The sequence below is a fragment of the Cohaesibacter haloalkalitolerans genome, from assembly GCF_003574655.1.
GTDB classification, from domain to species: Bacteria; Pseudomonadota; Alphaproteobacteria; order Rhizobiales; family Cohaesibacteraceae; genus Cohaesibacter; species Cohaesibacter haloalkalitolerans.
Window position 1 is genome coordinate 844,322 of the sequence record NZ_QNUM01000001.1, and the last position, 18,925, is coordinate 863,246.

Below are 18,925 nucleotides of genomic sequence, written 5' to 3' on the forward strand. Positions count from 1 at the left end.
GTGCTGCCTCTATTGCAGGCACTCACGGATCTTGTCGGCATTGTAATGCATCAGGGCGTCATAGAGATCCGGTCCGAGCTGGAGATTGGTGCCCATAGGATCCATCTGGCCAATTTTGGTGTCCGTGTCTTCGATAAGGGTATCAAGAATCTTGTCGGAAAACTGCGGCTCAGCCATGATGCAGACCACGTTGAGGTCCTTAAGCTTGGCCCGGATCTCGCGGACACGGGCGACACCTGGTGAAACGCCCGGCTGCAGCATGACTGAACCGACAGCGGAGATACCAAAGCGGTTTTCGAAATAGTGATAGGCATCATGGAAAACGATGTAGGGCTTGTTCTTTATCGGTTCCAGATCCTTTTTGATGGTGTCCATCGAGGCGGTGAGCCTTGTTTGGAAGGTCTCGGCATTGGCCTGATATCTGGATGCGTTTTCCGGATCGATCGCGCTCAGATTTTCCGCAATGGCCTTGGCCATGGCGATGCCGTTGAGTGGGTCCAGCCAGATATGCGGATCGTGGCCCTCATGGCCCTCATGGTCATGATCGTCGTGCTCTTCATGATCCCCGTCTTGGTGGCCAGCGTCATGGTTTTCGTCATGGTCTTCGTCATGGTCATCATCGGCATGAACATGCTTTTCCCAGTTGCCGCCGGTTCTGACCGCTAGCTCTGTCAATCCTTCGATCTGGCTCAGGGTCAGGATGCGGGCCTTCGCGGGCAGTGTTTCAATCGGCTTTTCTAGACTTGGGGTCAGTGCTGCGCCAATCCAGACGATCAGATCCGCTTCCTGCAGGGCCTTTGCGTCGGAGGGCTGCAGCTTGGCAGTGTGTGGCGAGGTCGCCTGATCGATCAGCAGGCTCGGAGTGCCAACATCTTGCATGATGGCTGCCGTGATTGAATAGACCGGCGCGATGGAGGTTGCGACCTTTGGGGCTGCCTGTGCAGTCAGGCTGACGGACGCTGACAAGAGAGCGGCTGTTGATGCGATCTTGATGGCGCGGATGGTGCAATTGGACATGATGGAATTTTCGTGCCTTTTGGGGTGGGCTCATTGAGTGCATTCACGGCAGAACCATGAATATGTAATGTTATAACGTTACGATTAAGCCGCTTTCCCTGATGTGTCAAGCGGCAATTAGCCCTCATTTGTGGCATATTTAGGATAATTGTCAGTGAATTGAAGACCTTGCGGGTTAATAGACTATTTTGATCTTCCCTGTTTAATTTTCATTCAATGTAATATCTGATTATCAATGAGTAAAGAGGAGAGAAGTAAAGTCGAATAATTTTCGCCGTTAACCAGCAATTTTTACCAATGATTGGTGTTTTCTTACTTTGATTAAAATGTGAAATGAAATGTTCGATTTTCGAAAGGGGCGAGAGTTGTTTAATTTCGCGAGAGCCAGAATTACAACAGATGAAAAACAGGCAAACGCGGTGCTGCAGGAGGCAGCGCACAACCCGGATGACCTTGGCGAGGGTATGGGATCTGAGCCGGGACGCGGGCACACTGCCCGGCAATCGTCGGATCATGCAAATCTCGTCAGTATGGTCGGAGACCTCAACAATCTGGGGCAGGACATGGCCGATGTGGCGGGCGAGGTTGAGCTGATCAACGCGGAAACGGAAGCGTGTTTCCAGTCACTATCGCAGCTAGTTGCCGCGTCTGAAGAGGTGCAGGCGACCAACAACCAGATCCTGAAATCGGCCAGCCAGTCCTTTGCCATCGCCGAAAAGACCTCGGTCAATGTCGGGCGCAGCCGTCAGATGTCGGAAATGACTCTGGCACGGGTTGATGAACTGATGCAGGCGGTTTTGGGCATCAACAAACAGCTTCAGGGGTTGCAGGAGGCCTTTTCGTCGGTGCGGGATGTCGCCGGGGCGATTGATGCGATTGCCCGGCAGACCAACCTGCTGGCGCTCAATGCGACCATCGAGGCTGCTCGTGCAGGCGAAGCCGGCAAGGGCTTTGCGGTCGTTGCCTCCGAGGTGAAGGCGCTGGCCGGTCAGACGAGCAAGGCAACGGAGACCATCGGCGCAACGCTGAGCGATCTTGATAGCGAGGCCGAAGCCCTGATCCGCCTCAGCGATCAGGCCAGCAGTTTCATGGGAGAGGTCGAGCACAGCACCGCCGCCATGCAGGACGTGATTCAGGATCTGGATCAGGCCTTCGAGGCGATCCGCGAGGCATCGGCATCGATCGAAACGCAGGTCTCCGAAAACAACAGCTCTCTTGCCTCGCTCGTGGGGGATGTTGACGCCGTTCACAAGGCGTTTGACCTGACGCACACCGGCCTCGACAAGGCCAGTAAGCGTTTGCTGACGTCCGTTGGCAAGTCGGACAAGATGATCGCGTCTTCCTCGCTGGCTGGTGTTGAAACGGAAAACACCTTCTGCATTCAGTCGATCCAGCGGCTGGCTGGTGAAATCGGGCAGGCTTTTGAGGAGGAGGTGAGGGCCGGTCGCATTTCGCTGCGAGACCTGTTCGATTACAGCTACACGCCGGTTCCTGGTTCGAATCCGGAACAGGTGTTGGCCCCCTTCACTGACATGACCGACCGGGTGATGCCGCAGTTTCAGGAGCCGATTGTCGCTGAGAATGACATGGTGGTATTTGTCGCCGCCGTTGACAAGAATGGCTATCTGCCGACCCACAACAAGGCCTTTTCCAAACCACAGGGCAGTGACCCTGCCTGGAATGCTGCCAACTGCCGCAACCGCCGCATTTTCAATGACAGGGTCGGGTTGGTGGCCGGGCAGAATACCGAGCCGTTTTTGCTGCAGACCTATCGCCGCGACATGGGCGGTGGCAAATATGTGCTGATGAAGGATGTGTCGGCACCGATCTATGTGCAGGGGCGCCACTGGGGCGGCGTGCGCATGGGCTATCGGGTGGCGTGAGCGCAGGGGCATGGCCTTGCGGGCTTGTGGGCCGGTGCGCCAGTGGGGCCAAGTCGCATCAGATAATACATTCAGTAACAACAAAGGGTGAGCTGCGGCTCACCCTTTGTTCATTCCATGGGGTAATTCCCGATGGCGCATTTCCCATGCGGCTTGTAGCTGCTGACTGGCTACTGGCGCGCTTCTGGCAAGGTGGTCAGGGTGGTTTCATCGCTGGTGACGCTGGCCTGTTCTTGCTTCAACAGTGGCTTGAAGGGAGAGCTGATTGCGGAGCCCAGTTTGGAAAAGAAGCTGTTGGAGGCGGGAGCTCCGGCATTTTGAACCGGTGCCTGTGCGGCCTCCACAGGTGTTGCCGTCGGTGTTGGAGCTATTGCCTGTGCGGGAGCCGGTGTCTGGCGCGTGGTGGTTGGCGTGCCTTTCAGCAGTCCTGCGAGGAAGCCATCGGGATTCTTGCCCTCGGCGATGCGATCCTTGCGCTGCAGGATTTCCAGCTGCGCTTCAACCATGGTGTCGTTGGCTTTGGCGTCTGCCTTGGCCTTGGCCTGTTGCTGCTTGGTCAGGGCTTCGTTGAAGCGGACATTTTCCGTCGCACGCAGTTTCTCCAGAGACGCCATCAGGGTCGGGTCGAGCGTGTAGCTCGGGCAGGCCGCCGTGGCGTTGAAACTGCTGGCGCCCTGAGCGTCAAAGACATAGGTCCGGTTGCAGACGTCAACCTTGGGCGGAATGTGGGTGATCTGGAAATGGTCATAGCCATTCTTGAGATTCTGCCAGAAGGCGAAATCCTCTTTGCCACTTACCCGCGCCATGTTCTCCGGTGTCATCCGGAACGGAAAGGCGTGAACGGGAAAGGCGCGCTGTCCGCCGTCAAAGGCCTCGCGCCCAAGGGCATAGATCTCTGCGATCTGCTCGTCTTCCATGGCATAGCAGCCGCGGGAGGAGCAGGATCCGTGCACCATCAGGTGAGCCCCCGTCCGGCCATAGGAGCGATCGAACTTGTTGGGGTAGCCGATGTTGAAGGAGAGATAATAGCTCGAGTTCGGGTTCATCTGACCCGGCGTGATATCATAGAAGCCCTCGGGCGCCTGTCGGTCACCCTCTCTCTTCTTGGGGCCGATCTCGCCCGAGTAGGCGCAGATCGGATAGGTCTTGAGCAGGGCGTAGGTGCCGTCCTTGGTCTGCTTCCATGCTTCCAGAACCGACTCTTCCTTGAAGATCCGGATATAGAGCGGAGCCTTTTCAGTGGAACCGATTTTCTGGATCTGGTGCTTGAGCTTGATCGGAATCGGCTGGGATGCCTTGCCATCCTCGATCAGTTCCGGGTTGCACCCGGCAAGGGCCAGGCTGCCCAGGAGGGCGGCCATCAGAGCGACTTTACGGACTATGTGCTTGTTGTCTTCTCTCACGCAGAAACCCAGTTTCACTCTCAATTGCTCCATACTTGGCCGTTTTGCCATGTTGTCTGGCGTCACGCAAGGATCCGGGCGGTCACATGATCGGGAGCAGAGGGGATGGCCGCTTGATGGCGCGCCTTGGGGGCAGTGCCACAAACGGCTGCTCTCGACGATAAGGCACCTGATCCAGTCTCCCGCTTTTGCCCATCTTGCGGGCGTGTCAGCGGGGCGGCCCTCACTAAAAATTAACCAAAACAGATTGATAGATCGTTACCATCCCATGAAGCGTCAATCAGGCCAGAGTATGGCGTAGCGACAGGCCTTGCGCTTTTGTGAAGGTTGCAAACAGAAAAGGCGGCAGAGTCTCTGCCGCCGGAGCGTGTTTCGGGCCTTCAGGGCGCTTGCCTTACAGCTTGGAGCCGATGGCCAGGAATTTCTCGCGGCGCAGTTTGCGCACTTCGTCCTTGCTCATGCCATCAAATTCGGAAAGGCAGTCGGCAATCATGTTGCCGGCGCGCTTGATGACCTTGGCCTTGTCGCGGTGGGCTCCGCCGACAGGCTCGGAAATAATGCGGTCGATGATCTTGAAGTCCATCAGGTCCTGAGCGGTGATCTTCATGGTGGTGGCAGCATCTTCGGCGCGGGTGGAATCGCGCCACAGGATGGAGGCTGCCCCTTCCGGTGAAATCACGCTGTAAATGGAATGTTCCAGCATCAGCACGCGGTTTGCTGTGGCAATCGCGATGGCACCGCCCGAGCCGCCTTCACCAATGATGGTGGCAACATTTGGTGTGCCCAGCGCAAGGCAGGCGTCGGTCGAGCGGGCGATGGCTTCGGACTGGCCGCGCTCTTCTGCGCCGATGCCCGGATAGGCCCCGGCAGTATCGACAAAGGTGATGAGGGGTATGTTGAAGCGGTCTGCCAGCTCCATGATGCGGACGGCCTTGCGATAGCCTTCAGGCCGGGCCATGCCGAAGTTGTGGCGCAGGCGGCTTTCGGTGTCGCTGCCCTTTTCCTGTCCAATGACAGCCACGGGGCGGCCGTGGAAGCGACCGAAACCGGCTTGAATGGCTTCGTCTTCAGCAAATTTGCGGTCACCGGCCAGTGGGGTGAATTCCTCGATCAGGCCCGCAACATAATCCTTGAAATGGGGGCGGTCCGGGTGGCGGGCGATCTGCGTCTTGTGCCACGGGGTCAGGTTGGCATAGAGATCCTTGAGAGCGTTGTCCGCTTTGGTCTGCAAGCGTTTGATCTCGTCGCCCACATCGACGGCCTCGCCAGTCTGCTGCAGAACAAGCAGTTCCTGCACTTTGCCTTCAAGGTCGGCGACGGGTTTCTCGAATTCCAGATAACTATGCATAGCGGGTTTGATCCAACTTCTTTCCTATTGGTATCCACGGCACCTGACACTCCCTCTGTCTCCCGGCGCGAAAGCGCATTCGGGTGAGACAAGATCCGGCGGAGCGGGGCCATTTTTCATGCTTTCTTCAATGGAGAAAGCCCTGAACGATATGTCGCGGCCACGTTGGCCTTTTTTCGGTCCGGCTGTCAAGCAACAGACCGCCGTCGGTCTTTGCTTTGGGCCATTAACAACAACTATGATTAAGACAATGGCGGAAATAGGTCATGCCCATTTTAATCCGCATCGGGTTCGAAATCATCCGAGAGCGGATGGTGATGCTGGACCAGCTCGATCAGCCGCTCATCGAGAATGTGGGTATAGATCTGGGTTGTCGAAATGTCGCTATGGCCGAGCAGCTTCTGCACGGCGCGCAGGTTCGCGCCATTCTGCAACAGATGGCTGGCAAAGGCGTGGCGCAGCACGTGGGGGGAAACGGAACCGGCATCAAGTCCGACACCTGCAGCCAGTGCCTTCATTTCGCGGGCAAAGGCCTGACGGGTGTAATGCCCGTCCTCACCCGAAGAGGGGAACAGCCACGGCTGGGCGTTGAGCCCTTGCGGTAGCCCTGTGGCTTTCAGCATGGCGCGATAGCTGCGCATGGCTTCCTTGGCCCTGTCGGAAAGCGGCACCAGCCGCTCCTTGTTGCCCTTGCCGACAACGGACAGGAATTGCCCGTCCATATGGGCCGCAGAGGCGGGCAGGGTGACCAGTTCGGAGACGCGCAGGCCGGTTGCATAGAGCAGCTCCAGCAACACATAGAGCCGCATGGCCCGCACCTGGCGTTTCGGCGTCGGGCCTTCCAGCGAGGCATTGAAACGGGCGGCCTCGATCAGGCGGTCCACCTCCTGCACGGTCAGGATCTTGGGGAGCGGTCGCGCGCGCTTGGGGGCCTTGAGCGCTGTCGAGGGGTCGTCGGTGCGGTAGCCGTCGCGATAGAGGAAGCGGAACAGCTGGCGGATCGACGAAATCTTGCGGGCCACGCTGGAGGCGGCAAGTCCGCGTTCGGACAACTCGCCGATATAGGTGCGCAGATCCTCGGTGGCGCATGTCTCGAATTTCTCCGGCATGGTCTCGTTGAGATCTTCCAGATCCCGCTGATAGGCATCAAGCGTGTTGCCCGAGGCGCCTTTTTCGGCGCTCAGTGAATCCAGAAACAGATGAATGGCCTGATGGTTTGCCAGTGTCACGGTTGCAGCTCAATCCCTGTCGCAGGTCTTCCGATCGGTTAGGCTATCGGGTTTGGCGTGTCAGTTGATGGTTTTTGCCGGGATGCGGACGACCATCTCGCGCTGGGTCGGTTCGACGAAATTGGCCAGGGCAAATATCCCGCCCGCGACCAGTCCGCCAAGAACAAGAAGAAACACCAGCGCTTTGATCAGACTAGGCATTGAAGAATCCTTGATTGGGGTTTTCGGCAACGATCATCTGCCAACCTAGCATCAATATATTGTTAATGTCATTTGTTTGGCATCGCTTTCCAATTCATTTTGGCTCAATTGGGGACTGCGGCGGTCTGAACACATTGAATTTGAAATGGTTGCTTGACAGCTTTAACCTTTCCGGCGCAAACCTGACCCCGATTATCATCGGCACAGGATGGCAGGTTTCAGGATACACATGGCGGATACGGATACAGCTGAGAACAAGGAACGGGAAGCGCGGGTCGTGGCCGCCCTGGCGGGGCGCCCGATTGTGCTGGTCGGTCTTATGGGGGCTGGAAAGACAACCATCGGGCGGCGCCTTGCCAAGCGCCTGTCGATTCCGTTTCGTGATGCTGACCAAGAGATTGAAGCTGCCGCCAACATGACCATAGCGGAAATTTTCGAGCAACATGGGGAAGCGCATTTTCGCGATGGCGAGAAGCGCGTGATTGCCCGTCTGCTCGACGAGGGCGATCAGGTGATCGCCACCGGTGGAGGTGCCTGGATGAATGCCGAGACCCGCGAGTTGGTGGCTGAACGCGGCGTGTCTGTATGGCTGAAGGCCGAATTCGATGTGCTGATGGAGCGGGTCAGGCGCAGGTCTCACCGCCCCTTGCTGCGCGACCCTGATCCTGAAGGGGTGATGCGCCGGCTGATGGATGAGCGCTATCCCGTCTATGAAACCGCCGATGTCATGGTCCTCTCCAAGGAAGCGCCGCATGATCAGATTGTCACCTCGGTCATCGAGGCGATTGAGCAGTTCACCGGCATTGAAGGCGACAGCTGAGCGGAGGTCTGTGCATCTGTGCGCTGTGGCCGGTCGGGGTTTCTTTATTCGTGATGCGGGACTGTCCCTGTGATGCGACGGTCCTTGTGAGTCTTGGGAGCAAAATAATGAACAGTGTCAGTCATACGGTGCGCGTCGAGCTTGGAGACCGCAGCTACGATATCCTGATCGGGCGATCGATCCTGCCGGGTCTCGGTGACTATTTCAAGGAGCTGTTCCCGACCTCCCGGGCGATCATCATCACCGACAGCAATGTGGCGCGGCTGCATCTGGATACCGCTGAAACGTCGCTGGCCGAGGCGGGCATTGAATATCATGTCGTGGTCATGGAGCCGGGAGAGAAGAGCAAGAGCTACAAGGGGCTCATGAAGGCCTGTGATGCGGTGCTCGACAGCAAGCTGGAACGTGGCGATATCGTCGTCGCGCTTGGCGGTGGTGTCATCGGGGATCTGGCCGGATTTGTCGCCGGTATCATCCGCCGCGGCATGCGGTTCATTCAGGTGCCGACAACCCTGCTCTCGCAGGTGGACAGCTCGGTGGGTGGCAAGACCGGAATAAACACCAGCCACGGCAAGAATCTGGTCGGCCTGTTTAACCAGCCCCATCTGGTGCTTGCCGATACGGCGGTGCTGGATACCCTGACGCCGCGCGACTTCAAGGCCGGCTATGCGGAAGTGGCCAAATACGGGCTCATCAACCAGCCTGATTTCTTCGAATGGCTGGAAGCGCACTGGCAGGGCATTTTCGATGGTGGCCCGGAACGGGAGGAGGCGATTGCCCGCTCCTGTCAGGCCAAGGCTGATGTGGTGGCCGCCGACGAGAAGGAAGCCAACCAGCGGGCGCTGCTCAATCTGGGCCATACCTTCGGTCATGCACTGGAAGGCATGGCGGAATATGACGCAGCCCGGATCGTACACGGCGAAGGCGTGGCCATCGGCATGGTGCTGGCGCACGAGTTTTCAGCCCGGCTCGGTCTTTGCGATCCTGCCGTGACGGAGCGCGTTGTTGCCCACTTGCAAGCAGTGGGGTTGCCTACCCATATAAAGGACATTCCCGGGCAACTGCCGAAGGTCGATCTGCTGATGGACTATATCGCACAGGACAAGAAGGTGTCCCGGGGCAGTCTGAATTTTATTCTGACGCGCGGTCTGGGGCAATCCTTCGTGGAGAAGGGCGTTGAACCAGCCACCGTGCGGGCATTCCTTGAGGAGAAACTTGTCTGATGGCTACCGGTCTCTGGCTGATTGCGCTGGCTATATTGATTCTGATCCTGCTGTCGGGCTTCTTTTCCGGCTCCGAAACGGCGCTGACCGCGGCGTCCCGTGCACGCATGCACCAGAAGGAGAAGAACGGCGAGCCGGGAGCGCAGGCGGTCAACCAACTGCTGCAGATCAAGGAGCGGATGATCGGTTCGCTGTTGCTGGGCAACAATCTGGTCAATATTCTGGCGTCCGCGCTTGCCACAAGCCTGTTCATCCATCTGTTCGGGCAGACCGGTGTTGTCTATGCAACGCTGGTGATGACTGTTGTCGTGCTGGTCTTCGCCGAGGTCTTCCCCAAGACATGGGCGATTTCCGATCCGGACAATTTTGCCCTGCGGGTGGGGCCTTATGTTCATGTGCTCACCAAGGTGTTCGGACCGGCGATGGCCGCTGTGGAATGGCTGGTCAACCGGCTGATTTCCCTTCTTGGTATCAGCGCCAAGGACAATCCGGCCCAATCCGGACAGGATGAATTGCGCGGTGCCGTCGACCTTCTGCACATGGAAGGCAGCGTGGTGAAGGCGGACAGGGACCGGTTTGGCGGTCTGCTCGACCTTGCCGATCTGGACGTGTCGGACGTTATGGTCCACCGGACCAACGTCATGTCGATCAATCTGGACGACGGCCCGGAGTCAATTGTCGATCAGGTGCTGAAGAGCCCCTATACCCGCATTCCGCTCTGGCAGGGCGAGCAGGACAATTTCATCGGCATCCTGCATGCCAAGGATGTGTTGCGGGCGCTGGCCGAGGTGCGGGGTGAGGCCAAGGATCTGGACGTGGTGGCCGTTGCTTCCGAGCCGTGGTACATCCCCGATACGACAAGCCTCAAGGCCCAGCTCAATGCCTTCCTGAAGCGCAAGAGCCATTTTGCCCTCGTCGTGGACGAGTATGGCGAAGTGATGGGGTTGGTGACGCTGGAAGACATCATCGAAGAGATTGTGGGCGATATTGCCGACGAGCATGACATCGACGTCAAGGGCGTCCGCAAGGAGCCGGATGGTTCGGTGCTGGTGGATGGGGCCGTGCCGATCCGTGACCTCAACCGGGCGCTGGACTGGGAGCTGCCGGATGAAGAGGCAACGACGATTGCCGGCCTTGTCATTCATGAGGCACGCCAGATCCCCGAGCCGGGACAGGGCTTTACCTTCTACAATTTCCGCTTCCGGGTTCTGCGCAAGGAGCGCAACCGGATCACCTCGCTGAGGATAACGCCGGTGCAATAGGGTCCCTGGAGGGATCACTTTTGGTGATACCGATGCGGACGGATGCTGATGCTGGCAGGCCCCGGGTGGGGCCTTTCGGTTTCTTCAGGGCCTGATGGTTTCCAGTGCCAAAGCATGGATTGGACCTGCGAGCTCTTCTTTGATAATATCATGCACCATTCTGTGGGCCTGGACCCGGGAGAGATTGGCAAAGAGCGGGCTGGCAACGCGAACCCTGAAGTGGCTTTCCCCTTCAGGACGAGCATGCTCGTGGCCTATGTGAAGGTCTGATTCATCTATCACCTCTAACATTGTGGGCTGAAGGTGGATGTTCAATTTTTTCTCAATGTTCTGCTTGACGGTCATGGCTGGGAATGGTGAACTGTTGCACTTCCTGATTATGGGGTGATTTGGGTCTCTTTGTCTGATCTTATGCAAATGGGGTTCTTTTCCCGTTTCGCAATAGAATTCTGATTCAAATTATAGGTCTCACAGTTTGAGATCCTGTCATCCTTGACGGTTTCCTGAACGGCCCTCTGGTCGTTCACTCCCGGTTGCCTGTCAAAACAACGCCTTGGAGCGTTTCAGCGAGGGTCCGCCAGCGCAGATTGCTCCATAGATCATACACAAGATAAAACTAGCGTCCGGAGACAAGCTGAGTTCATGAACCTTGACTCGAAACTGTTCGACTCTATCCGTATCAAACCTGATGCAGACCGTCGCAAAAAGCAACAGCAAGAAGAAACTTGCGAATGGCCTGGGTGTGAAAGCAAGGGCGGCTGCAAGGCGCCCAAGCGCGGTTCGGGTGGTCGAGAATTCCATAATTTCTGTGAAACGCATGCTCGCGAGTTCAACAGAAACTACAACTATTTTACCGGCATGGACGACGAAACCGCCGATGCCGCCAAGGCCAGCACGGCCACCGGTGACCGTCCGACCTGGAAGATGGGCGTCAACGCATGGGGCAATGCAACCGATCAGGCCGGGGAGTCCATGGGCAAGAGCTGGGAGACCACCGGTTTCTCCGACGGCCGTGCCCAGCGTGCCGCCGAGCGGATGAAGCGCCGGTCCCGTCATCAGGGCCAGACCCGCAAGCTGCGCCCGCTTGAGGCAAAGGCCTTTGACACGCTCGGGCTGACGCTGCCTGCGTCGGCAGATGATGTCAAACGCGCCTACAAGCGGCTGCTGAAAGAGAACCACCCCGACCTCAACAAGGGGGATCGGGCGTGTGAGGAACGACTTCAGGACGTGATTGCCGCCTACAATACTCTCCGCGCTGGCGGCTATTGCTGATCGCCTTTTGCCGTCTGGCCCGGGTGGCCGGACGGTGCTCGCCCGTTTGCGGCCCATTTGCCGCTGCTGTCCTCTTTTTTTGGCAAGGTGGGCGCAAAGTGGCAATCTTTCCTTTCCTTTTCGGTCGTGTTTGTTCTAAGTTGCCCAACTGAACAGCTAGGCATTTCAAGAAGGTCCTCTGCGGGGTTTATCTCGACCTGTTTCGATCTCAACCCCTCCAGGTAAGACACCTCAGTCCAGAGTGGCCTCATCCAGAGCAGTGTTATGAATGATATGAGCAACGAGATTTCCAATTTGCCGGATACCGAGGTGTCTGTGCGTGACGTGTTTGGCATCGATATCGATCTGAAGGTTCCTGCCTACAGTGAAAGAAGCGATCATGTGCCTGATTTTGATCCCGATTATCTGTTTGACCGGGAGACCACGCTGGCGATTCTTGCAGGCTTTGCCCATAACCGCCGCGTGATGATTTCCGGCTATCACGGCACGGGCAAGTCGTCCCACATCGAGCAGGTCGCCGCACGCCTCAACTGGCCGTGTGTTCGCGTCAACCTCGACAGCCACATTTCCCGTATCGACCTGATCGGCAAGGACGCCATCGTCCTCAAGGATGGCAAGCAGATTACCGAGTTTCGCGACGGCATTCTGCCTTGGGCGCTGCAGAACAATGTGGCGCTGGTGTTCGACGAATATGATGCCGGCCGTCCTGACGTGATGTTCGTCATTCAGCGCGTGCTGGAAGTGGCCGGTCGTCTGACCTTGCTTGACCAGAACCGCGTCATTCGTCCGCATCCTGCCTTCCGCCTGTTCGCAACGGCCAACACGGTCGGGCTGGGTGATACCTCCGGGCTCTATCATGGTACGCAGCAGATCAACCAGGGCCAGATGGACCGCTGGTCGATTGTCACCACGCTCAACTATCTGCCGCATGACAATGAGGTCAATATCGTTCTGGCCAAGGTCAAGTCGCTGGTCGGCGAAGAGGGCAAGGATATCGCCAACAAGATGGTGCGCGTTGCCGATCTCACCCGTAATGCCTTCATGAATGGCGATCTTTCCACGGTCATGAGCCCGCGCTCCGTGATCACATGGGCAGAGAATGCCGAGATCTTCGGCAATCTGGGCTTTGCTTTCCGGGTGACCTTCCTTAACAAGTGCGACGAGCTGGAACAGCCTCTGGTGGCCGAATTCTACCAGCGCTGCTTTGGCGAAGAGCTGCCTGAATCCTCCCTGAATGTTGCCGTCAGCTAAGGGCTGCGGATACAGATCGATCAAGAGGGAACAAGCGGGAAATCAGGCATGTCGAGCAAGTCTTCATCCAAACTGGGCGGGTCAGGCGATCCTAACGAACGGTTCAAGCAGGCGGTGAGCGGTACGCTCCGCGCCATCGCCGGTCCGGTCGAACTGGATGTGCATTTTTCGGCAGACCGGCCGATGCTGGTCAACGGGCAGGCGCGCCTGCCTGAACCGCCCCGGGCGCTGACGAAAGAGAAGGCTGCCATCTTGCGTGGACAGGCCGACAGTCTGGCCATGCGGGTCGCCTGTCATGACCCACGGGTGCATGCACGCCATGCCCCTGACGGAGCACGGGCACGCAGCGTCTTCGACGCCGTCGAGCAGGCCCGCGTCGAGGCCATTGGCTCGCGCCAGATGACCGGTCTTGCCAACAATCTCAACGCCATGCTCGAAGACCGCTACAGTCGCTTTGTCAGTGGCGATTCTACCCGCGTGGAAGAAGCGCCGCTCGACCATGTGTTGTCCCTGATGGTCCGCGAAAAGCTGACCGGCGCCCCGATCCCCGCTTCGGCCCATTATCTGGTGGAGCAGTGGCGTGGCTGGGTGGAAGAGACCGCCGGTGACAGTCTGGATGCTCTTGGCGACGACATGCTTGATCAGGCCAAGTTTGCCCGCCATCTGCGCCGGGTGCTGGCTGATCTCGATGTCGCCGACGATATGGGCGGCGAGGTCGAAGAGAGCGAAGAGAATGCCGACGACACCGAAAACGGCGCAGAGGAGGATGCTGACAGCAACAACAGCTCCGAAGATGCCGAATCCGGTGATCAGCAGCAACAGCAGACCGAAGCCGGAGCTGATGAACTGGAAGGCGGCCAGTCGGAGACTGACGAACAGTCCAGTCAGGACATGGATCAGTTTGATGATCTGGATGGCGATGACGCTGGCGATTCCATCATGCCGCCCGAGCACGGCCGCAACGAACCGGACAAGGGCTATCGGGTGTTCACCCATGCCTATGACGAGGTGATTCACGCCGAAGAGCTGTGCGAACAGGCGGAACTGGACCGGTTGCGCGGGCATCTCGACAAGCAGTTGCAGAATATGCATCAGGTGGTGGCCCGTCTGGCCAACCGTCTTCAGCGTCGCCTGCTGGCCCAGCAGAATCGCGGCTGGGACTTCGACCTGGAAGAAGGCATGCTCGATACGGCGCGTTTGACCCGTGTTGTCACCGACCCGATGCGTCCACTCTCTTTCAAATGGGAGCAGGATACCGAATTCCGTGATACGGTCGTAACGCTGCTGCTGGACAACTCCGGCTCCATGCGCGGTCGTCCGATTTCCATCGCCGCTGTCTGTGCCGACATTCTGGCTCGCACGCTGGAGCGGTGCAATGTGAAGGTCGAGATTCTCGGCTTCACCACCAAGGCCTGGAAGGGTGGGCAGTCGCGCGAGGCGTGGCTGAAGGCTGACAAGCCAGCCAATCCGGGGCGCCTCAATGACCTCAGGCACATCATCTACAAGTCGGCCGACAGCCCGTGGCGGCGTTCGCGGCGCAATCTTGGCCTGATGATGCGGGAAGGGTTGCTCAAGGAAAATATCGACGGCGAGGCTCTGGATTGGGCACACAAGCGCCTGCTGATGCGCCCCGAACAGCGCAAGATCCTGATGATGATCTCCGATGGCGCACCGGTGGATGATTCCACCCTGTCCGTCAACGCAGGCACCTATCTGGAGAAGCATTTGCGCGAGGTGATCGACGAGATCGAGAACCGCTCTCCGGTCAATCTGCTGGCCATCGGTATCGGCCATGACGTCACCCGCTACTACAAGCGCGCCCTGACGATCATTGATGCCGAGGAGCTGGGTGGCGCCATGACCGAGAAGCTGGCCGAGCTGTTTGATGAAAAGGCTGTCAGAGAGCCGCGTGTCATGTCCCGCCGCCTGCGGAAGCGCTAAGGCATGGCTCAGCGACCGGTGTGCCGACGCTCAAGCAGACTGCTTCTGACAGTCTGCTTTTCCTTTATAGTGCTGTTGGCGGCAGTCCTTTCCATGTCTGGTCGTGCCGACCCGTTGGCCACGCTGCCCAAGTCCCCACCGCGATCGCTGCCGATTGATGTCTTTGCCGAGGTCATCCCTTCGCTTGGGCGGCTGGGCTCGGGCAAGGCGACCTATGGCAAGCTCGATTGGGTCGGCGGGCTGAAGCTCAGCAGCGATGCAGAGGCCTTTGGCGGTTTTTCCGGGCTGGTGTTTCTCGATGAGAGCCGCTTTCTGGCTGTCAGTGACCGGGGAACGGCTCTGTCTGCCAGTCTTCGGTTGCAAGATGGCAAGCCGACCGGTGTGTGGGATGCGTCGATGCGCAGCCTGCCGGGGATCGGGCCGGAGGTGGCTCAGTGGCGTCGGGATGCCGAAGGGCTGGCGATGCGCGATGGCAAGGTCTGCGTGAGCTTTGAGGGGGACACGCGGGTGGTCTGCTATGCGCTTGAGGGAGGCATGCCGGTGCGCATTGCCGAGCGCGTGCCACTTGATGCTTCCATCGATGCTGCCAATCGGGGAAACCGCGGGCTTGAGGCCATTGCCACCATTCCGGACACAGGTCCCTATGGTGGCGGTTTCGCGCTGCTTTCCGAGCTGCCGGTCAACGGCGAAGTGCTGGGCTGGATTGTCTGGGACGGGCGCAGCGAAGCCTTTCGGCTGCCGCAGTCCGATGGGCTGATGGTGAGCGACGCAGCTTTCACTGCGCGTGGTGACCTTATCATTCTGGAGCGGAATTTCTCGCTTCTTGGTGGGTTGGTGGTGCAGATCCGCCGGGTAAGGGCCGGGGACTTCAAGCCCGGTGTCATCAGGAATGCCGAGCTGCTGTTCCGGGCGAATCTCAGTGATGCCATCGACAATATGGAGGGGTTGGATATTCAGCCCCAGCCGGATGGCTCCAGTCTGATCAGCCTGATCTCTGACGACAATTTCAACTTCATCCAGAATACGCTGTTGCTGCAATTCCGCCTGCCTGCCGACCGGTAGGCGAGGGCGACAAAGCCGGTTGGGCTTGTCGCCAGACCACAAAGGAAGGCAGCGCAAGAACACAGCAAAAAGGCCGGACTGACATTCAGACCGGCCTTGCTCTATTCACTTTTGCTGATGTCGGATGGCCGCGCCTTTCAGGCTGGCATGACCAGAGCATCCTGACGGCTGAGCAGGGCCCGGTAAGGGGCCAGCATCAGCAGGGCAACAAACATCTTGCAGGAATAGTCGACGATGGCCCAGCTGACCCAGCGCGGTGCATCGATGATGCCGAGACTGAGGAGCGAAGCGCTTTCCGTCGGGAACAGGTCTGCCGACATGCCAAAGCCCGTGTCAATGAAGGCAAAGGACGCTGCAAAGCTGATGCCGAAGAAAATCACCGTATCCAGAACCGAGCCAAAGAAGCTGGACGCCAGAGGCGCTTTCCACCAGCTGTTGCGCCGCAGACGGTTGAAGACCGTGATGTCGAGCAGTTGGGCAACCAGGAAGGCGGAGCCGGAAGCGATGGCGATGCGCGGTGTGGACAGCCAGATCGAGATCAGAACGGCGATGGCAAAGCCTGCCGCGACGACGATGCGCGCATTCTTGGGGCCGCACTTGCGGTTGGTCAGGTCGGTGACCAGAAATGCCATAGGATAGGTAAAGGCGCCCCAGGTCAGCAGATCCTGAAGGCCGAATGGTTCAAACGGAAACTGAACCAGATAATTGGACGCCGCAACGACGCCGACCATGGCCAGCACAGCAAGGCCAAGGGTTTTACGAGTAGCAACCATATGTCACCCTCCTTCATGTTTGCCGCGGATGGGAGAATAGCCCAAAGCAGCGTTAATATGAAAACAGCGCCAAAGAGGCGCTGCTTCAAGACGATCAAGCAAGGTTTTCGGTCAGAACCGAAGCTGCATTAGGATACAGCAACCTGAGCCTTTTCAATTTTGCGTTTGATCAGCAGAGCGTTGTCTGACAGATCAGCTTCATTGGCTTTGGCCAAGAAGGCATCAAGGCCGCCACGATGTTCAACAGAACGCAAAGCGTGAGCGCTGACGCGCATCTTGAAACCAGTGCCGAGGGTTTCGCTCAGCAGAGTCACATTCACCAGGTTTGGCAGAAAGCGACGGCGGGTTCTGTTTTTTGCGTGGCTGACATTGTTACCGGACTGAACGCCTTTGCCGGTCAGTTCACAGCGACGTGCCATGGAAAATCCCTCACAAATTATTAGGACGCCAATGGCGCCCGCTCATTTTCTGTTCTGTGTTCAGCCGTATTGCCCTGAAGCAATCCGGCGGAAAGTCGCCCCGGTATAGTGATCCTTGCGACGCTCGTCAAGCATTTCCGGGAGCTTTCGCGTCATCTTTTCAAGATTCTGACTCATTTTCCGGATAAACCAGCATCTATCCATGCTTTTTGCAAGACTTGCCTGGTGTTTTTCTGTCAGTCATCGCAACCTGACTTGCGGCAGTGGGCCCCGATCGTTGCAAAATTGCTTCAATTTGCATCCATCGAGTGGTTATATGGGGGGCTATCGCAATTTGTTAACCATATTCAGCAAGAGTATGGAAACGATCTTCGACAGCAGGAGACCTGCATCCCGCCCTATTCACAGGGGGAAATGGCAGGCCCGACAGCAGGATCTGGTCGCTGGTGCCGGGGACGATTGGTTCAACAGGGCAGTTTGCTTTTGATTTTGGGGCGTTTGGGGAAAAACCATGCTTGATTGGATGTGCATGACCTCACATAGGAAAAGTGGTCCGCTTTCTGGCGGGCGTCGGTCCGGGCCGCTGCGCTCGGCTGCGTTGGGTGCTGCCTTGGGATTGCTATCCCTCGCTCCACAGGCACAGGCAACCGACATCGAGGCGAATTTCGGTATCACCGTCGCCGGGATCCCCGTTGGTTCTGGCACTGTGAGTGCCTCAGTCTCGGGACACAATTATTCAATCGATGCCTTTGCCAAGACATCGGGCATCTCGCGGCTGTTCATCGACAGCAAGGGACGGGCCATCAGCAAGGGGTCCTTCAGCGGCGATCGCATGCTGCCGTCGATGTATGCGCTCAATTCCAAGGAAGACAAGATTCACAATGTTGTCCAGATCGCGATGCGCTCGGGCAATGTCAGTGACTTCTCGGCCTCTCCGCCGCTGTCCCAGCATTCGGACCGGATTCCGCTGCGCAAGGTTCACACCCGCGGGATTGTCGATCCGCTCTCCAGCCTGCTGATCTCTGTTCCATCCAACTCGGATCGGGTTGGCAAAGCCGTCTGCGACCGCACCGTCAGAATGTTCGATGGCCGTTGGCGCTATAATATCGAGCTGTTCTACAAGGGAACCAAAGACGTCAAGACCGTTGGGGAGAACAGCTATTCCGGGCCGGCGACGGTCTGCGGGGCACGCATCCGCTTTGTTGCAGGGCATCGCCCCAACAAGAAGAGCACCCAGTTCATGGAAGACAATAAGGACCTGGAGGCATGGTTCGTGCCGGTTGGCGATGAACCTGTGGTCGCTGTCTATCGCCTGCAGATCGGCACCATGGTCGGGCGGATGGTTCTGACCGCGCGAGAACTCACAATCAAATAATTGTCATCAGCATGCTATGTTGATCGTCAGCAAGGGGCCTTCTGGCCCCTTTTTGTGTTGCCTGTATCCGGTGTCGCTTGCGGCTGTGGGGTGGCATTCGGGGGCGGGGCAGGGCTGCGGGCACGGTTCGGCTTGCCCTTGCCATTAACGTGGTGCGAGGCCTGAGGATGGGTTGTTTTGGCGTGATGTGTCTCATTTTGGGAAAGAGGCTTAACGCTGTGGCCCTCAAAGACTGCCGGGCTTTCGGTGGCCCTTCGGGGGAGCTCTAGATATGGTGGGTCGGTGGATAATCTGTATATATTTTGTTGGAACGTAATAAGAACATGTCACCATCAGCGATTCGTGCTGATTTTGTTCCGGCTGCGTTCAAAAGGTTAACTCGAGGGGCCTGACGCCGGTCTGCTCCTTAACGCATTGAAAATGGGCGTTTGTTTCATTTTGGTTCG

General features: G+C 57.9%; 17 protein-coding genes. 9 read left to right on the forward strand and 8 right to left on the reverse strand.

Annotation, left to right across the window (positions count from 1 at the left end):
• Nucleotides 1–9 precede the first annotated feature (9 nt).
• Nucleotides 10–1,017, reverse strand: a complete 1,008-nt coding sequence (locus tag DSL70_RS03635; RefSeq protein ID WP_119306491.1) for a zinc ABC transporter substrate-binding protein — start codon at nucleotides 1,015–1,017, stop codon at nucleotides 10–12.
• Nucleotides 1,018–1,436: 419 nt separating this feature from the next.
• Between DSL70_RS03635 and DSL70_RS03640 the strand changes: the two genes are divergently transcribed.
• Nucleotides 1,437–2,900, forward strand: a complete 1,464-nt coding sequence (locus DSL70_RS03640; protein ID WP_162916319.1) for a methyl-accepting chemotaxis protein — start codon at nucleotides 1,437–1,439, stop codon at nucleotides 2,898–2,900.
• Nucleotides 2,901–3,070: 170 nt separating this feature from the next.
• On the opposite strand, the gene DSL70_RS03645 is transcribed toward DSL70_RS03640, so the two are convergent.
• The 4 genes from DSL70_RS03645 to DSL70_RS03660 all read right to left on the reverse strand — a co-directional run bounded on the left by DSL70_RS03645 (nucleotide 3,071) and on the right by DSL70_RS03660 (nucleotide 7,081).
• Nucleotides 3,071–4,261 (reverse strand): L,D-transpeptidase family protein, encoded by a 1,191-nt coding sequence (locus tag DSL70_RS03645; RefSeq protein ID WP_119306493.1) that lies wholly within the window; start codon nucleotides 4,259–4,261, stop codon nucleotides 3,071–3,073.
• A 436-nt stretch (nucleotides 4,262–4,697) separates the two neighbouring features.
• Nucleotides 4,698–5,651, reverse strand: a complete 954-nt coding sequence (locus tag DSL70_RS03650; protein ID WP_119306494.1) for an acetyl-CoA carboxylase carboxyltransferase subunit alpha — start codon at nucleotides 5,649–5,651, stop codon at nucleotides 4,698–4,700.
• Nucleotides 5,652–5,926: 275 nt separating this feature from the next.
• Complete coding sequence (locus tag DSL70_RS03655; protein ID WP_119306495.1) at nucleotides 5,927–6,880, reverse strand: site-specific tyrosine recombinase XerD; 954 nt, start codon at nucleotides 6,878–6,880, stop codon at nucleotides 5,927–5,929.
• A gap of 60 nt (nucleotides 6,881–6,940) precedes the next feature.
• Nucleotides 6,941–7,081 (reverse strand): histidine kinase, encoded by a 141-nt coding sequence (locus DSL70_RS03660; protein WP_119306496.1) that lies wholly within the window; start codon nucleotides 7,079–7,081, stop codon nucleotides 6,941–6,943.
• A 229-nt stretch (nucleotides 7,082–7,310) separates the two neighbouring features.
• Between DSL70_RS03660 and DSL70_RS03665 the strand changes: the two genes are divergently transcribed.
• From DSL70_RS03665 to DSL70_RS03675, 3 genes are all read left to right on the forward strand, one after another.
• Nucleotides 7,311–7,901, forward strand: a complete 591-nt coding sequence (locus tag DSL70_RS03665) for a shikimate kinase (RefSeq protein WP_119306497.1) — start codon at nucleotides 7,311–7,313, stop codon at nucleotides 7,899–7,901.
• Nucleotides 7,902–8,008: 107 nt separating this feature from the next.
• A complete protein-coding gene (gene aroB / locus DSL70_RS03670) occupies nucleotides 8,009–9,124 on the forward strand; it encodes a 3-dehydroquinate synthase (RefSeq protein ID WP_119306498.1) in 1,116 nt (371 codons plus the stop codon).
• Nucleotides 9,124–10,386 carry an HlyC/CorC family transporter gene (locus tag DSL70_RS03675; RefSeq protein ID WP_119306499.1) on the forward strand — a complete coding sequence of 421 codons (1,263 nt, stop codon included), beginning with the start codon at nucleotides 9,124–9,126 and terminating at the stop codon, nucleotides 10,384–10,386. Before aroB ends, DSL70_RS03675 begins: the two co-directional genes overlap by 1 nt.
• An 84-nt stretch (nucleotides 10,387–10,470) precedes the next feature.
• Here the strand turns inward: DSL70_RS03675 and DSL70_RS03680 are convergent, their stop codons facing one another.
• Nucleotides 10,471–10,731: a BolA family protein gene (locus DSL70_RS03680; RefSeq protein ID WP_119306500.1), complete on the reverse strand. Its 261-nt coding sequence runs from the start codon at nucleotides 10,729–10,731 to the stop codon at nucleotides 10,471–10,473.
• Between the two features lie 297 nt (nucleotides 10,732–11,028).
• Between DSL70_RS03680 and DSL70_RS03685 the strand changes: the two genes are divergently transcribed.
• The 4 genes from DSL70_RS03685 (at nucleotide 11,029) to DSL70_RS03705 (ending at nucleotide 15,912) form a co-directional block, all read left to right on the forward strand.
• Nucleotides 11,029–11,658 carry a J domain-containing protein gene (locus DSL70_RS03685; RefSeq protein WP_119306501.1) on the forward strand — a complete coding sequence of 210 codons (630 nt, stop codon included), beginning with the start codon at nucleotides 11,029–11,031 and terminating at the stop codon, nucleotides 11,656–11,658.
• 264 nt (nucleotides 11,659–11,922) lie between these two features.
• Nucleotides 11,923–12,909, forward strand: coding sequence for a cobaltochelatase subunit CobS (gene cobS / locus DSL70_RS03695; RefSeq protein ID WP_119306503.1), 987 nt, complete (start codon nucleotides 11,923–11,925; stop codon nucleotides 12,907–12,909).
• Between the two features lie 48 nt (nucleotides 12,910–12,957).
• Nucleotides 12,958–14,850, forward strand: coding sequence for a cobaltochelatase subunit CobT (gene cobT / locus DSL70_RS03700; protein WP_119306504.1), 1,893 nt, complete (start codon nucleotides 12,958–12,960; stop codon nucleotides 14,848–14,850).
• Nucleotides 14,851–14,943: 93 nt separating this feature from the next.
• Nucleotides 14,944–15,912: an esterase-like activity of phytase family protein gene (locus DSL70_RS03705; protein WP_162916320.1), complete on the forward strand. Its 969-nt coding sequence runs from the start codon at nucleotides 14,944–14,946 to the stop codon at nucleotides 15,910–15,912.
• 137 nt (nucleotides 15,913–16,049) lie between these two features.
• Here DSL70_RS03705 and DSL70_RS03710 read toward each other — a convergent pair whose 3' ends face one another.
• Nucleotides 16,050–16,685 (reverse strand): queuosine precursor transporter, encoded by a 636-nt coding sequence (locus tag DSL70_RS03710; RefSeq protein ID WP_119306506.1) that lies wholly within the window; start codon nucleotides 16,683–16,685, stop codon nucleotides 16,050–16,052.
• Nucleotides 16,686–16,813: 128 nt separating this feature from the next.
• Nucleotides 16,814–17,104, reverse strand: coding sequence for a 50S ribosomal protein L28 (rpmB, locus tag DSL70_RS03715; protein ID WP_119306507.1), 291 nt, complete (start codon nucleotides 17,102–17,104; stop codon nucleotides 16,814–16,816).
• A 529-nt stretch (nucleotides 17,105–17,633) separates the two neighbouring features.
• Between rpmB and DSL70_RS03720 the strand changes: the two genes are divergently transcribed.
• Nucleotides 17,634–18,479, forward strand: a complete 846-nt coding sequence (locus DSL70_RS03720) for a DUF3108 domain-containing protein (protein ID WP_162916321.1) — start codon at nucleotides 17,634–17,636, stop codon at nucleotides 18,477–18,479.
• The last annotated feature ends 446 nt before the right edge of the window (nucleotides 18,480–18,925 follow it).